Here is a 14,502-nt window from a genome sequence, read left to right on the forward strand (position 1 = left end):
GAACGTATGAACACATCGTCATATGTGCCGACCGCGGAGCTCGCGGAGAGCGCGGAGCCCGCGGACGGCGCGGAGGGCTGCGCGAGCGACGTCGTGGACGCCGGGCGCGTCGCGCTCGCCGCCGAGCACCTGCCGCGCCCCCGCGACGTGGCCGACACGGCCGATGTGTTCTCCCTGCTCGGGGACCCCAACCGCCTCACCCTCCTGCTCGCCCTGCTCGAGGGGGAGCTGTGCGTGCACGACCTCGCCGCGCTCACGGGGCAGTCGGACTCCTCGACCTCCCACGCGCTCAAGCTGCTGCGCGCCCATCGCGTGGTCGCCACCCGCCGCGACGGGCGGCGGATGTTCTACCGGCTGGACGACCCGCACGTGCGGATGCTCCTGGACCTCGCGGTCGCCCACACCGCGCACACCGAGCAGACGCATCCCGAGATCACCGCGGCCGGAGGGGGAGGCGCCTGATGGGGGCCGACGAGCACGGCGGGTCGCACGGGTCCGCCCACTCCCATTCCCACGCCTCGGCTGCGCAGGCGCTGAGCGCGGGCGGGAAGCACCGGCGCCGCCTGGCGTGGGCGCTCGTGCTGATCGGCGGCTTCTTCGTCGTCGAACTGGTCACCGCCCTGCTCACGGGCTCCCTCGCGCTGCTCTCGGATGCGGGGCACATGGCTGCCGACGTCCTCACCCTCGCCGCCGCGCTCGGGGCGACCGTGCTCGCCGCCCGGCCCGATCGCACGGGCAGGCGTAGCTTCGGCAGCTACCGCCTCGAGGTGTTCGCCTCCCTGCTCGCCGTCCTCGTGATGCTGGGCGTCTCGGTGTTCGTGGTCCTCGAGGCGATCGGCCGGATCGGCGCGGGAGCGGACGGCGCGCACGTCGACTCGGTGCCCATGCTCGTGGTGGGCGCGCTGGGCCTGGTCGTGAACCTCGCGGTGATGCGGCTGCTCCGGGCGGGCGCGCAGGAGAGCCTCAACGTCAAGGGCGCCTATCTCGAGGTCCTCGCCGACACCATCGGCTCGGTCGGCGTGGTCGCGGCCGCGATCCTCGTGGGCGTGACCGGGAGCACGCTCTGGGACACCGCCATCGCCCTCGCGATCGGCGTGTTCGTCGCGCTGCGCGCGCTGATCCTGGGCCGCGAGGTCCTCTCGGTGCTGGGCCAGGAGACCCCGCGGCATCTGGACCCCGGTTCCGTGGGGGAGGACCTGCGCGCCGTGCCGGGCGTCACCGACGTGCACGACCTGCACCTGTGGACGGTCACCTCCGGGATGGACGTGCTCACCGTGCACCTGCGGGTGCGCGAGGGGACCGACGGCCACGCCGTGCTCGACGCGGCCGAGTCGATGCTCCGCGAGCGCCACGGCCTGGACCACTGCACGCTGCAGATCGAGCCCGAGGACCACCGCACCGACCAGGAGACCACCTGGTGACCTCGGAGGTCTCCGAGGTCAGCGCCCGGGAGCGAGCAGCCGGGTGAGCTCCGCGAAGGAATCGACGACGGCGAGCGGGCCCTGCGCCTCGAGCGCCGGCCGAGTGCCCGCGCCCCAGGTGACTCCCACGGCTGACATCCCCGCCGCATGCGCCGCCTGCAGATCGGTCGCCGCGTCGCCCACGTAGACGGCGTCCTCGGCGCGCGCGCCGAGCACCTCGAGCGCATGCCGCAGCGGGGCGGGGTCGGGCTTGTGGGCGAGCGTGTGCTCCTTGCCGATCACCACGTCGATCGCGGGCATCGCGGTCGCCGTGAGTCCGCGCCGGGCGAGCTCGGAGCCCTTCGAGGTCACCACGCCCACGTCCGCCCCGGCGTCGAGGAGCGCGCCCACATGGGCGTCGGCCCCGGGGTACGGGGCGATCCGCTCGTCGTGGTGGCCCACGTTGAACTCGCGGTAGGCCTCGGCCATCGCCGGCGCGCGCAGCGGATCCAGCGCCTCGAAGGTCTCCTCGAGGGCGAGCCCGATCCAGCTGCGCACCTCCGCCTCCTCGATGCCCGCGATCCCGAAGCGCTCGAACACGTGCGCGTAGGAGTCGACGATGAGGCCCACGGTGTCCACGAGCGTCCCGTCCAGGTCGAAGAGGACCACGGGGCGCAGCAGCGCGGGGGAGTCGGTGCGGACGGGCGAGGTCAAGGCCCCATCCTCTCGCGGAACACGGCCCTGCGCGCATCCGTCCGGCCCGTATCCTCGGGGCCATGACCTCCACCGCTTCCTCCTCTGCATCCTCCTCTGCATCCTCCGCCGCGTCCTCCTCCGCCGCCCCTCTCGCCGCCGTGGTCACGGGCGCCTCCTCGGGCATCGGCCGCGCGAGCGCCGTGCGCCTCGCCGCCGACGGCTGGCGCGTGCTCGCCGTCGCCCGCCGCGAGGACCGGCTGGCATCCCTCGCCGAGGAGTCCGGCTGCGAGACCCTCGCCGTCGACGTCACGGACGAGGAGTCGGTCGCCGCTCTCGTGGCCCGCGTCGACGAGCTGTTCGACGGGCGTCTGAACGCGGTCGTGAACGTCGCGGGCGGGGCCTTCGGCCAGGAGCCGGTCGCCGAGGCCGACTTCGACGCCTGGCAGCGGATGTACGAGGTCAACGTGCTCGGCGCCGCTCGGGTCACCCGCGAGCTGCTGCCCGCCCTGCACGCGAGCGGTCGCGGCGACGTGCTCGTGCTCTCCTCGACGGCCGCCCAGGGCGCCTACGAGGGAGGCGCCGGGTACAACGCCGCCAAGGCGGGGGAGCACATGCTCGCCTCCGCCCTGCGCCTCGAGCTCAACGGCGCACCGATCCGCGTCATCGAGATCGCACCCGGCATGGTCCGCACCGAGGAGTTCTCCCTGGTCCGCCTGGGCGACACGGAGCGGGCCGAGAAGGTCTACGACGGCGTCGAGCAGCCGCTCACCGCCGAGGACTGCGCCGACGTCATCTCCTACGCCCTGAACGCCCCGCACCACGTGAACCTCGATCTCGTCACCGTCCGCCCGCTCGCCCAGGCGGCGCAGCACAAGGTGGCGCGCCATGCGGGTCTCTGAGGGCGCGGGCGCCCGATGAGCATGGCGGGCGGCCCCGGCGGCCCCGGCGGCGGGGTCCGCGGCATGGCCTCCATGCCCGGGGCCGACGAGCGGCGCCTCGCGCCGGGGCAGCGCGCCGACGTCGGCCGGATCCTGCGCCTGTTCACCCCGTACCGCGGCACCCTGCTGGTCGTGCTCGTGCTCATCGCGCTCGCCGCCGCCACCGGGGTGGTCTCGCCTTTCCTGGTGCGCGAGGTCGTGGACGTCGCCCTGCCGGACCAGCGGCTGGACCTGCTCGCCTGGTGCGTGGCCGGGATGATCGCGGTCACCGCGATCTCCTCGGTGCTGGGAGTGCTGCAGTCGCTGCTGTCCACGCGCGTGGGCCAGGCGATCATGCACGATCTGCGCGTCGCCGTCTTCTCGCACCTGCAGCGGATGGGGCTGGGCTTCTTCACCCGCACGCGCACCGGCGAGGTGCAGTCGCGCATCTTCAACGACATCGGCTCGATGCAGGCCGTGGTCACGAGCGTGGTCACCCAGATCGTCTCCGCGAGCGCCGGGATCGTGATGGCCGTGGTCGCGATGCTCGCGATGGACTGGCGCCTCACCCTGTTCTCGGTGATCACCGTCCCGCTCGCCGTGTGGATGAACCGGCGGGTGGGGCTGCGGCGCCGCACGATCACCCGCATCCAGCAGGAGACCGCCGCCGACCTCTCCGCCTCGATCCAGGAGTCGCTCTCGGTCTCGGGGATCCTGCTGGGCACCACGATGGGCCGCACCGACGCCCTCACCGGCCATTTCACGGGACTCTCGGGGCGTCTCGCCGAGCTGGGGCTCTCCTCGACGACGGCCGGCCGCTGGCAGATGGCCCTCTACTCGACGCTCATGTCGGTGATCCCCTCGCTCACCTACCTGCTGGGCGGCTACCTGCTGTTCGGGCACGTCCCCGGCGTCACCATCGGCACCCTGGTCGCCTTCATCGCCCTGCAGTCCGGGCTGTTCCCGCAGATCAACTCGCTGCTGCGCGTGGCCACGCAGGTGAACTCGTCCTTCGCGCTGTTCACCCGCGTCTTCGAGTATCTCGATGCTCCCGTGACCATCACCCAGCGGGAGGACGCGACCGCGCTGGACCCCGCCGAGGTGCGCGGCGAGGTCCGCCTCGAGCACGTGGCCTTCCGCTACCCGGGCGAGGAGGCGGACGGGGCACCCGACACCGCGGCGGCCGACGGCCCGAGCCGCACCGACCTCGACCCCGAGGATCCCTCGTTCACCCTCCACGGCATCGACCTCACGGTCCCCGCCGGCACGCACACGGCGCTCGTCGGCGCGACCGGCTCGGGCAAGACCACCACCGGCTACCTCATGGCGCGCCTGTACGACCCGACGCTCGGTGCGGTCACCCTGGACGGCCACGACCTGCGCGACCTCACTCTGCGCTCGGTCTCCGACTGCATCGGCGTGGTCACCCAGGAGACCTACCTGCTGCACGCGTCCATCGCCGACAACCTGCGCTTCGCCGCGCCCGACGCGAGCGACGAGGAGCTCGAGCGGGCATGCCGGATCGCGCAGATCCACGACCACATCGCGAGCCTCCCCGAGGGCTACGGCACCACGGTGGGGGAGCGCGGCTACCGGTTCTCCGGCGGGGAGAAGCAGCGGCTCGCGCTCGCCCGCACGATCCTGCGCGACCCGCCCGTGCTCCTCCTCGACGAGGCCACGAGCGCCCTGGACGTGCGCACCGAGCAGGCGATGAGCGGAGCGCTCGCCGCGCTCAGCCGCGGCCGCACCACGATCTCGATCGCGCACCGCCTCTCCACGATCCGCGACGCCGACCAGATCGTGGTCCTCGAGAAGGGGCGCATCGTCGAGCGCGGCACCTTCGAGGAGCTCCTCGCGCAGGACGGTCCCTTCGCCGAGCTCGCCCGCCGCGACGCGAGCCTGCCGTTCTGATCCTGCCGTCCCGGGTCTGCCCCGTCGGCATCTCGGGGGCATCCCGGATACGACCCGGGTATGGCCCGGATTCATCCGTCCGAAGGATGCGGGAGCGGCGGACGACGGGGGAGAGTGGGAGTGTTCGCGCAGCACCGGCGCGATCCCCGCACGTCGGCAGAGCACTCGTCAGGAGACGGTCATGGACCAGGGCAGGATGCGCACGATCCCTTCGCACACGCTGTCCTCGAGCGATGCGCCGGCCTCGCGCGGAGCCGGGCGTCCGGCGGTGTTCACGGCGATCGTGATGGTCGCGCTCGCGGTGCTGATGACGGTCCTGCTCGGCGGCCCGACGATGCCTCTCGCGACCTCGATCGCGATGGCGGGGGTGTCCGTGCTGCTCGTCGCGATCGGCTGGGTGGTGGCGGGCCCGCGGCGGCCCTGACCCGTCGGCCCTCAGACGTCGAGCTCGATCTCGCCGACCCCGCGGGAGACGCACACGGTCATCCGCTCCTCGCGCTCGTCCTCCATGAGGAACTCGTCCTCGTGGATGACGTCCCCGGCCAGCAGCGGCAGCACGCACGTGCCGCACACTCCGCCCTCGCACGAGTAGTCGACGTCGATGCCCGCGTCCAGGAGCGCCTGCAGCAGCGTGTGCTCGCCGTCGACCTCCACGGTCGTGCCGGACTTCCGGCACTTCGCGGTGAACGGTTCGCCCAGCGTGCCCATGGGTGCTCCTCCAAGGATCGAGTGGGGTGGATCGGGTGGTCGGTGCGCGCGGCCGGCGCCTGCGCCCGGCCCGCCCTCCAGCATCCCACGCCCGCGCGCACGGGGCGTGGTGAGCGTGCTCTCACCGGGCGCGTCCTGACTGGGCAGTGCTGCGCGCGGGGCTGTGCGCGGGCTGTGCGGGACGGATCGGTGTGCTGTGGCGGGGGCGCGGAGCCTGTGCGGACGGATCGCGGGCGACTAATCTCGGTGTCACCACCTCGAACGGGAGCTGAACATGTCCAACACCCCCGCCGCGCTGTCCGCGCTGCCGCCGCTGGCGCACCCGGACGGGTCCCCGATCCGCGCGCTCGTCGTCGAGGACGAGCCCACCATCGCCGACCTCCTGCGCTTCCCGCTGCAGATGATCGGCTGGGAGGCGACGGTCGTGGGCGACGGCCTCGAGGCCGTGCGTGTGGCCCGTGAGATGCGGCCCGACGTGCTGGTGCTGGACCGCATGCTCCCCGGCATCGAGGGCCTCGAGGTGCTGCGCCGCATCCGCGCGCTGCAGCCCGACGTCCCCTCGCTCATGCTCACCGCGATGGACGCCCCGGCCGACCGCGTCCAGGGCCTCGCCTCCGGGGCCGACGACTACGTGACCAAGCCCTTCACGATGGAGGAGGTGCTGCTGCGGCTGCACCGTCTGGTGCAGCGTGCGGGAGCGACGTCCCCGCAGAGCAGCGAGCTCGTCGTCGGCGATCTGGTGATGAACCTGGACACCCACGAGGTCACGCGCGGCGGCGAGGAGATCGCGTTGACCGCGACCCAGTACCAGCTGCTGCAGTACCTGATGGAGAACCCGCAGCGCGTGCTCTCCAAGGCACAGATCCTCGACGCGGTCTGGAACTACGACTTCGGCGGGCAGGCGAACATCGTCGAGCTCTACGTCTCCTACCTGCGCAAGAAGATCGACGTGGGCCGCGAGCCGATGATCCGCACGGTCCGCGGCGCCGGCTATATGCTCAAGCCCGCATGACCCGCGCCTCCCGCAACTCGAGCGTCGCCCGCTCGCACGCTCCGGCGCGCGCGCCCCTGGCGCCCGGCGCCCCGACTCCCACGGCGACGCCGCGGCGGCATCGTCTGTCGCTGCGCGCGACGCTCGTGATCCTGCTGGTGAGCACCGTGGCGGTGCTGTGCCTGCTGGTCGGGGCGGTCACGCACGTGTCGGTGCGCGGGCAGCTCGAGGGCCAGCTGGACGCGCAGCTCACCCGTGCCGCCCACCGTGCCGGCGACACGGGCGGTCCGGGCGCGCCCAACGGGCCGACGAACGGCGAGGACGGGTCCAACGGCACGGGGAGCAGCAGCGGCACCAGCGGCACGAGCGGGACCGGGGCCGACGAGGCCGATGGCGGGGACGCCGAGGCCACGGGCCCCGGCGGCGGCGAGTTCGAGCTCGCCGCGATCCTCGTGGACGACCAGGTCGTGAGCGCCGCGTGGCGGGACACCGACGGCCAGGTCGAGCAGCTGGGCGCCTCGGACCGCACCGAGGTCGCCGACGTCGCGAAGGGACTGGACAGCGACGAGCACGCGGACGTGAAGCTCTCCATCGGCCAGTACCGGGTGATGACCGCGACCGACGCCTCGGGCGCCGTGATCGTCACCGGCCTCCCGCTCACCCAGGTCCACAGCACTCTGACACGGCTGGACATCACGCTGGTCACGGCGGGAGTGCTCGCGACCGCGCTCTGCGGGGTGGCGGGATCGCTGATCGTGCGGCGCACGCTGCGTCCCCTCGAGGAGGTCTCCGCCGTCGCCGGACGGGTGGCCGACATGCCCCTGTCCCACGGCGACGTGGCCCTGGGGGACCGGGTCGACGAGCGGATCTCCCATTCGGGGACCGAGGCCGGCGAGGTGGGGCGGGCCCTCAACCTGCTGCTGGACAACGTGGAGGGGGCGCTCGAGACGCGCCAGCACAGCGAGGAGTCGATGCGCCGCTTCATCGCCGACGCGTCCCACGAGCTGCGCACACCGCTCACGGCGATCCGCGGCTACAGCGAGATGCTGCGGATGACGGAGGACCTCAGCGATCGCGGCGAGCAGTCGGTGGATCGCATGGACGCGCAGTCCCGGCGCATGACGTCGCTCGTGGAGGACCTGCTGCTGCTGGCCCGTCTCGACGAGGGCGCACGGGACGAGCGCACCGAGACCGACCTGGGGGAGCTCGTGTTGGATGCGGCGATGGACGCGCGGGTCACGGCGTCGGAGCACCGCTGGGTGCTCGAGGTCCCGGAGGAGCCGGTGACGGTGCTCGGCAATGCGCGTCAGCTGTCGCAGGTGATCGTGAACCTGCTGTCGAACGCCCGCAAGCACACTCCCGCGGACACGACCGTGACCGTGCGGCTGCGGTCGGGGTCGGGGTCGGAGCCGGGGTCAGGGTCGAGATCGGACGGCTCCGACTCGGCGGCCGCCTCGGGCTCGGTGGGACGAGTCGGCATCCTCGAGGTGATCGACGACGGTCCCGGCATCGAGCCGGAGATCGCGGGACGGGTCTTCGAGCGCTTCACCCGCGCGGATGCCGCCCGCTCGGGCGGCGACGGGACGACGGGGCTGGGGCTGCCGATCGTCAAGGCGATCGCCGAGGCGCACGGCGGCTCGATCACTCTGGAATCGGAGCCGGGTCGGACCGCCTTCATCCTGCGCCTGCCGATCGTCGCCCGGTGAGCGGAGTCCTCGTCGTAGATCGCGGACTGGCGACGAGCGGACCCGACCCCGGAGGCGCTGATTGATTTCGGGCGTGCCTGTAGAGGGGCACTGTGGTGTGCCCCTCTGCAAGTGGGGGTGGCGCTTCTGGTGTGGTTCTGACCTCGGTGTTCTGTCGAGACCGGTCGGGCTGGCCCTGCGGGTCAGAACGGTGGCGGTCCGGGATCGAACTTCGGAGGCGGAGCCTGCTGCTTGCGTGGTCGGCGCATGGTGGCGCTGATGGGGAGGTCGCCGTCGTAGTGGAACGTCGGGAGCGGTTGATATCGGCGCCGGACGGGTTTCTCGACGGGGATTTCTTCCAGGTCGGGGGCGCCGGCTTGGTCCATGTCCACGCGGGGCCACGGGTCCGGGACACCAGCACGGACCGGCCAGGGCGAGTCCAGAACCGACGGGTCAGAGGAGCCAGGCGGCCCGCCACTGGGAGCTTCGCTGTCGTGCTCGCCAGCGCCACCCCGCTGCTCGTAGTCGTCCTGCCTGCGCTGCATCGAGTCCCAGACCGCGTCGAGTTGGGCGACGGCCTGTGGGGTGAGGAGGTCGGTGTCGTCCTCGCGGAACACGCGGAAGCGTTCGTGCATCTCCCACACCGTGCCCGCGGTCCCGGCCGGTGACTCGTCCGCTTCCACACGCACAGGATCGAGGCGGCCGGCGGTTTTCATCGCGTGGTGGAACCAGCACAGGAAGTGCAGGTTCTCCACCGCCGCCCGACCACCACACACCGGGTCCGCATGGTTGTACTCGACGATGTGATCCGCTTCGGAGGCGACAGACGCGGTGCGTTCGCATCCGGGGACGCCGCAGGACTGGCCACGCAAGCGCAGGTGTTCGAGCATCGCCCCGGTCGGCCGGTACTTCTCCGCAGGACGCGGCAGAAACTCACCCGAGGACGGGTCGGTGAGGACCCGGAACCATTCCTCGCTCTTCCCCGCGATCTCACGGGCCATCTGCGCCGGGATCGGGGTCCCATCCTCGAGGACGCCCGGGGCGTCGTCGCCACCGACCAGGGTGAGGAAGGGGACGAGGACGTTCAGACGAAACCTTGCCTCCGGAACCGTGATGCCACCGGTGTCGAGCTGCGCGGCGTGGGCGAGGTGGTAGCGGATCAGGTTCAACGACAGGGGCATGCCCTCGTTCTCCACCCGACGATCCGGATCCAGCGGGATCTCCGTGCCCTCGATCAGCGCGTGGCGCTGGGCGTTCTGAATCGCCCGAGCGGCCTGGTCGAACTTCCCCGCGAGGGCTTTGATCTCCGGGGCGGGTCCGATGATCCGCAGGGAGGCGACTCCGTCGAGGGTTCCGGGGTCCAGGACCATGCGGCGGCGGGTCGCGGAGATTTCTTCGGGTTCTTTGGGATGCCGCTGTTGAATCTTCGTGACAAGCAGGTCGAGGCATTTCGTGAATGCTCTCGGCATGATCGCCAAACACCACGAGGCGACCGTGACATCCACGAGGACCATTTCCGCCGGGGTGAAATCCGCGGTGCGCCGCAGCAGGGTGCGGAACCATTCCGCAGGGAATTCGCCTGCTTCCAGGGCTTGGGTGCAGCGCGGGAGGAGGTCCACGGCCCGGTGGGCGTCGGTGATGGCCTTGGCGGCCTGCCCACGGGTGCAACGCATCGCCACCGCGACCATCAGGTCCTGCTGCTCCACCTCGAACGGGTCGGCGTCCATGTCCTCCCGCCCCGCCCAGAACGGCGCCAGCGCCACGAAGCGGCGAGAGAGCTCGTAGGACTCGTCGACGCCCTCGTCCCAGAGAGCGCGGACCTGCGCGGTGAGCTCCGTATCAGGGCGGGCCTTCACCCTGCGCGCCACGACCTCGCGGCACACCGCTTTCTTGGGTTCCTTCACGATGAACAAGGGTCGGACGCCCTCCGGGGGTGTGGCCACGAACCGGGGCGTGTGGACATGCATGTCCTCACGCTGCCGCTCGGTCATCTTCTCCAAGTCGTCCAGGACCGAGAAGGTCGACTCGATCGCCGGCTCCCCGGGCAGGTCCAGACGCCCCTGCGACTCCGGCTGCTCCACCGCACTCATGTCACCCACCCCCTTCCCTGGCATTCCACGGACCCACGCGAGATATCTGGATCGGGACAGTGATTCGACTGGCGCCATCGCAAGATTCGTCGGCCTCACCGATGAAGCCGCGATCTCTCGTCCACGATCGATATGTCCAATTCTATGCCGGCGCACACCAGAAAACCAGTCCCCGGACAAGAATGTGGATAAGCCCGCGAACTTTTCCTGACTTCCGCATCTGCCAAGTCCGCAGTGGATAACCCCGTGGAAAACACCCCCGTGTGAAGGAACCACGGATACCGAGTCGACGCGCACGCGACACCAGAACACGGCGCACGTCGAGAGCGACACGAGTCGACCCCTCACTCCGATGCATCGCGCCGCACCGGCACGCCCACCCGTCGGCCCCATACCTCCCACCACCCACCCGCCCCCCCACTCCACGACGAGACCGATTCCACCGCGAACCCCGGTGACCCGTCCGTCGGCCCCGACGTAGACTGACGCCCATCGGCATCGACCCGGCCATCACCGGTGAGCCGCGGGAAGAACGGTCAGGGCCCGAGCGCGCAGCGCGAGCGGGCCGTCGGCCCAGTAGAACCCGCCGGGACCAGCCCGTCACAGCTGAGGAACGAGGGGACGCCTTCCGGGGCGTCAACCGAGGTGGTACCGCGCACGCGCACCGCCCCGCCGCAGGCCGGCAGGGGAGGGGAGCGGCGTCCTCGGACAGCACAGTCGCCGTCCGCCTACGCCCCGCTCGGAGGTCCTCATGGTCTATCCGGTCTCCGGAGACCCGCTCGTCCCCTCGCCGAACCTTCCCGATCTCGAGAGCCGCATCCTGCGGTTCTGGGACAGGGACGACACCTTCCGCGCCTCGATCGCGCAGCGCGAGGGCGCCCCCGAGTACGTGTTCTACGACGGCCCGCCCTTCGCCAACGGGCTCCCGCACTACGGGCACCTGCTCACGGGCTTCGTCAAGGACGTGGTCCCGCGCTTCCGCACGATGGACGGGTACAAGGTGGACCGGCGATTCGGCTGGGACACCCACGGCCTGCCCGCCGAGCTCGAGGCCATGCGCGAGCTGGGCATGACGGAGAAGTCCGAGATCGAGGAGATGGGCGTCCAGGCGTTCAACTCCGCCGCTCGCTCCTCGGTGCTGAAGTACACCAAGGAGTGGGAGGAGTACGTGACCCGGCAGGCGCGCTGGGTCGACTTCGAGAACGGCTACAAGACCCTCGACGTCTCCTTCATGGAGTCCGTGCTATGGGCCTTCAAGACCCTGTGGGACAAGGGCCGCGCCTACGAGGGCTACTACGTGCTTCCCTACTGCTGGAACGATCAGACGCCGCTGAGCTCCCACGAGCTGCGCATGGACGACGACGTCTACCAGGACCGCCAGGACCCGACCGTCACCGTCACCTTCCCCTTCGAGGGGGAGAAGGCCGACGAGCTGGGCCTCGCGGGCGTCAAGGCTCTCGCCTGGACGACGACCCCGTGGACGCTGCCCACGAACTTCTCGCTGGCCGTCGGGCCGGAGGTCGAGTACGCGGTGGTGCCCGCCGGGCCCGAGGGTGCGGCCGACGGCGGAGCCTCCGGCGCCGACCGGTACCTGCTGGCCGCGGCCCTGGTCGGCGAGTACGCGAAGGAGCTCGGGTACGCGAGCGCCGAGGACGCCGTCGCCGCGGTCGAGGCGCGCACCTACCGCGGCGCCGAGCTCGAGCACATGGCCTACGAGCCGCTGTGGACCGTCTACTCGGAGGACCGCGAGCGCTGGGGCACGCAGAACGCGTGGATCGTGACGGTCGCCGACTACGTCTCGACCGACGACGGCACCGGCGTGGTCCACCAGGCCACCGCCTACGGCGAGATCGACCAGCAGGTCAACGCCGAGTACGGGATCCCCGTGATCGTCTCCGTCGACGACGGCGCGCAGTTCCTCGACTACTTCCGCGGCACCGCGCTCGACGAGATCGCCGGGCTGCAGGTGTTCGACGCGAACCGGCCGATCATCCGCAACCTGCAGCGCGAGCACCGGCTGATGAGGGAGAAGAGCCACGTGCACTCCTACCCGCACTGCTGGCGCTGCCGGAAGCCGCTCATCTACAAGGCCGTGAGCTCCTGGTACGTGAAGGTCGCCGATCAGCGCGAGCGGATGCTCGAGCTCAACGAGCAGATCGACTGGGTGCCCGGCAACGTCAAGCACGGCCAGTTCGGCAAGTGGCTCGAGGGCGCGCGCGACTGGGCGATCTCCCGCAACCGCTACTTCGGCTCGCCGATCCCGGTGTGGAAGAGCGACGACCCGAACCACCCGCGCATCGAGGTGTACGGCTCGCTCGCGGAGCTCGAGGAGGCCTTCGGGACCGTCCCGCGCGACGAGTTCGGCGAGGTCAACCTGCACCGGCCGTACATCGACGAGCTCACCCGGCCGAACCCCGACGATCCGAGCGGGAAGTCGACGATGCGCCGCATCACCGACGTCTTCGACGTCTGGTTCGACTCCGGCTCGATGCCGTTCGCGCAGGTGCACTACCCCTTCGAGAACGCCGAGTGGTTCGAGAGCCACAACCCCGCGGACTTCATCGTGGAGTACATCGGCCAGACCCGCGGCTGGTTCTACATGATGCACGTGCTGGCCACGGCGCTCTTCGACCGGCCCGCGTTCACCTCCGTCATCTGCCACGGCATCGTGCTGGGCGAGGACGGGCAGAAGATGAGCAAGTCCCTGCGCAACTACCCCGACGTGCGCGACATGTACGCGACCTACGGCGCGGACGCGATGCGCTGGTTCCTCATGAGCTCGCCGATCCTGCGCGGGGGCAACCTCATCGTCGACGAGGCGAAGATCCGCGACGCCACCCGCCACGTGGTGCTGCCGCTGTGGAACGTCTGGTACTTCCTGGGGCTGTACGCCAACGCGGCCGGCCCGAAGGACGCGGACGGCCGGCCCCAGGGCTACCAGGGGCGGACGCGGTACGAGTCCGCCGACGTCATGGACCGGTACCTGCTGGCCCGCACGAGCGTGCTCGCACGGGGCGTGCGCGAGTCCTTCGAGGCCCTCGCGATCGCCGATGCCGCCGAGAAGGTCCAGGACTACCTGGACATGCTCACCAACTGGTACGTGCGCCGCTCCCGCGACCGCTTCTGGGAGGGCGACGAGCAGGCGATCGACGTGCTATCCACGTGCCTGGAGACGCTGTGCCGCGTGGCCGCGCCGCTGCTGCCGATGGTCTCCGAGGAGATCTGGAAGCAGCTCACCGGCGGCCGCTCGGTGCACCTCACCGACTGGCCGGATCCGGAGCTGTTCCCGGCCGATCCGGACCTGGTGGCGCAGATGGACGACGTGCGGCACGTGGCGAGCGTCGGCAACTCGCTGCGCAAGAAGGAGGGGCTGCGGGCGCGCCTGCCGCTCGCCCAGCTCACCGTGGTCCACCACGACCCGGCCTCCCTCGCGCCCTTCGGGGAGATCATCGCCGACGAGCTCAACGTCAAGGACGTGCGGCTCGTGGACGTGGCGAGCGAGGAGTCGCGGTCGATGGGCGTCGAGCAGCGCCTCAGCGTGAACGCGCGTGCCGCCGGACCGCGCCTGGGCAAGCAGGTCCAGGCCGTCATCAAGGGCTCGAAGGCGGGCGACTGGTCCGTTGCCGAGGACGGCACGGTCACCTCCGGCGGGATCGCCCTGGCCGACGGCGAGTACTCGCTGGACCTCGTCGCCGGCTCCGAGTCGGCGGCCGAGGGCCGGGCGATCGGCGTGCTGCGCGGCGGCGACTTCCTGGTGCTCGACACCCTGGTGACGCCCGAGCTCGAGGCCGAGGGCACCGCCCGCGACGTGGTGCGCGCGATCCAGTCGGCCCGGCGCGACGCGGGGCTCGACGTCTCCGACCGCATCACCCTCACGGTCTCGGGCGACCAGGCCGTCGTCGACGCCGTCGCCGCCCACCGCGATCTGGTGGCCGGCGAGGTCCTCGCGACCGCGCTCGAGGTGCCGGCCGAGCCCGCTCCCGGGGCGCACGAGGCGAGCGAGAAGGTCTCTGGCGGCACGGTGAAGGTGTCGGTCGCCAAGGCGTGAGGCGGCGGGGACCCGGCGCGTCGGCTCGATACGGGCGGCGCCGGGTCCCAGACTGT

11 protein-coding genes are annotated in these 14,502 nt (G+C 71.3%); 8 read left to right on the top strand and 3 right to left on the bottom strand.

The window, feature by feature from the left end:
- Window positions 1–6 precede the first annotated feature (6 nt).
- Together ACFQ53_RS10375 and ACFQ53_RS10380 are read left to right on the top strand one after the other, a co-directional pair.
- A complete protein-coding gene (locus ACFQ53_RS10375) occupies window positions 7–462 on the top strand; it encodes an ArsR/SmtB family transcription factor (protein WP_377859115.1) in 456 nt (151 codons plus the stop codon).
- Entirely contained in the window at window positions 462–1,421 is a 960-nt protein-coding gene (locus ACFQ53_RS10380; protein ID WP_377859118.1) for a cation diffusion facilitator family transporter, read from the top strand. Before ACFQ53_RS10375 ends, ACFQ53_RS10380 begins: the two co-directional genes overlap by 1 nt.
- Before the next feature lie 18 nt (window positions 1,422–1,439).
- Here ACFQ53_RS10380 and ACFQ53_RS10385 read toward each other — a convergent pair whose 3' ends face one another.
- Window positions 1,440–2,114 carry an HAD-IA family hydrolase gene (locus tag ACFQ53_RS10385; RefSeq protein WP_377859121.1) on the bottom strand — a complete coding sequence of 225 codons (675 nt, stop codon included), beginning with the start codon at window positions 2,112–2,114 and terminating at the stop codon, window positions 1,440–1,442.
- A gap of 62 nt (window positions 2,115–2,176) precedes the next feature.
- Here ACFQ53_RS10385 and ACFQ53_RS10390 point away from each other — a divergent pair, with 62 nt between their 5' ends.
- The 3 genes from ACFQ53_RS10390 (at window position 2,177) to ACFQ53_RS10400 (ending at window position 5,348) form a co-directional block, all read left to right on the top strand.
- Complete coding sequence (locus tag ACFQ53_RS10390; RefSeq protein ID WP_377859124.1) at window positions 2,177–2,995, top strand: SDR family oxidoreductase; 819 nt, start codon at window positions 2,177–2,179, stop codon at window positions 2,993–2,995.
- A gap of 63 nt (window positions 2,996–3,058) precedes the next feature.
- Window positions 3,059–4,924 carry an ABC transporter ATP-binding protein gene (locus ACFQ53_RS10395; RefSeq protein WP_377859127.1) on the top strand — a complete coding sequence of 622 codons (1,866 nt, stop codon included), beginning with the start codon at window positions 3,059–3,061 and terminating at the stop codon, window positions 4,922–4,924.
- 181 nt (window positions 4,925–5,105) lie between these two features.
- Entirely contained in the window at window positions 5,106–5,348 is a 243-nt protein-coding gene (locus ACFQ53_RS10400; protein WP_377859130.1) for a hypothetical protein, read from the top strand.
- 11 nt (window positions 5,349–5,359) lie between these two features.
- Here the strand turns inward: ACFQ53_RS10400 and ACFQ53_RS10405 are convergent, their stop codons facing one another.
- A complete protein-coding gene (locus tag ACFQ53_RS10405; protein ID WP_249480777.1) occupies window positions 5,360–5,632 on the bottom strand; it encodes a 2Fe-2S iron-sulfur cluster binding domain-containing protein in 273 nt (90 codons plus the stop codon).
- Window positions 5,633–5,906: 274 nt separating this feature from the next.
- Here ACFQ53_RS10405 and ACFQ53_RS10410 point away from each other — a divergent pair, with 274 nt between their 5' ends.
- Complete coding sequence (locus ACFQ53_RS10410; RefSeq protein ID WP_249480776.1) at window positions 5,907–6,644, top strand: response regulator transcription factor; 738 nt, start codon at window positions 5,907–5,909, stop codon at window positions 6,642–6,644.
- Complete coding sequence (locus ACFQ53_RS10415; RefSeq protein WP_377859135.1) at window positions 6,641–8,329, top strand: ATP-binding protein; 1,689 nt, start codon at window positions 6,641–6,643, stop codon at window positions 8,327–8,329. Before ACFQ53_RS10410 ends, ACFQ53_RS10415 begins: the two co-directional genes overlap by 4 nt.
- Before the next feature lie 182 nt (window positions 8,330–8,511).
- Here ACFQ53_RS10415 and ACFQ53_RS10420 read toward each other — a convergent pair whose 3' ends face one another.
- Complete coding sequence (locus ACFQ53_RS10420) at window positions 8,512–10,398, bottom strand: DUF222 domain-containing protein (RefSeq protein ID WP_377859138.1); 1,887 nt, start codon at window positions 10,396–10,398, stop codon at window positions 8,512–8,514.
- 751 nt (window positions 10,399–11,149) lie between these two features.
- Between ACFQ53_RS10420 and ileS the strand changes: the two genes are divergently transcribed.
- The gene (gene ileS / locus ACFQ53_RS10425; protein ID WP_377859141.1) at window positions 11,150–14,446 is read left to right on the top strand and encodes an isoleucine--tRNA ligase; all 3,297 of its coding nucleotides are present in this window, start codon (window positions 11,150–11,152) and stop codon (window positions 14,444–14,446) included.
- The last annotated feature ends 56 nt before the right edge of the window (window positions 14,447–14,502 follow it).

It is taken from the genome of Brachybacterium sp. NPDC056505 (genome assembly GCF_042794925.1).
In the GTDB taxonomy this organism is placed as follows: domain Bacteria; phylum Actinomycetota; class Actinomycetes; order Actinomycetales; family Dermabacteraceae; genus Brachybacterium; species Brachybacterium kimchii.

Excerpts from the sequence above, each read along its gene's own strand:
- ACFQ53_RS10400 (WP_377859130.1), top strand. The coding sequence starts at position 5,106 with ATGGACCAGGGCAGGATGCGCACGATCCCTTCGCACACGCTGTCCTCG.
- ACFQ53_RS10390 (WP_377859124.1), top strand. The coding sequence starts at position 2,177 with ATGACCTCCACCGCTTCCTCCTCTGCATCCTCCTCTGCATCCTCCGCC.
- ACFQ53_RS10410 (WP_249480776.1), top strand. The coding sequence starts at position 5,907 with ATGTCCAACACCCCCGCCGCGCTGTCCGCGCTGCCGCCGCTGGCGCAC.
- ACFQ53_RS10415 (WP_377859135.1), top strand. The coding sequence starts at position 6,641 with ATGACCCGCGCCTCCCGCAACTCGAGCGTCGCCCGCTCGCACGCTCCG.
- ACFQ53_RS10395 (WP_377859127.1), top strand. The coding sequence starts at position 3,059 with ATGGCCTCCATGCCCGGGGCCGACGAGCGGCGCCTCGCGCCGGGGCAG.
- ACFQ53_RS10375 (WP_377859115.1), top strand. The coding sequence starts at position 7 with ATGAACACATCGTCATATGTGCCGACCGCGGAGCTCGCGGAGAGCGCG.
- ileS (WP_377859141.1), top strand. The coding sequence starts at position 11,150 with ATGGTCTATCCGGTCTCCGGAGACCCGCTCGTCCCCTCGCCGAACCTT.
- ACFQ53_RS10420 (WP_377859138.1), bottom strand. The coding sequence starts at position 10,398 with ATGAGTGCGGTGGAGCAGCCGGAGTCGCAGGGGCGTCTGGACCTGCCC.
- ACFQ53_RS10380 (WP_377859118.1), top strand. The coding sequence starts at position 462 with ATGGGGGCCGACGAGCACGGCGGGTCGCACGGGTCCGCCCACTCCCAT.
- ACFQ53_RS10405 (WP_249480777.1), bottom strand. The coding sequence starts at position 5,632 with ATGGGCACGCTGGGCGAACCGTTCACCGCGAAGTGCCGGAAGTCCGGC.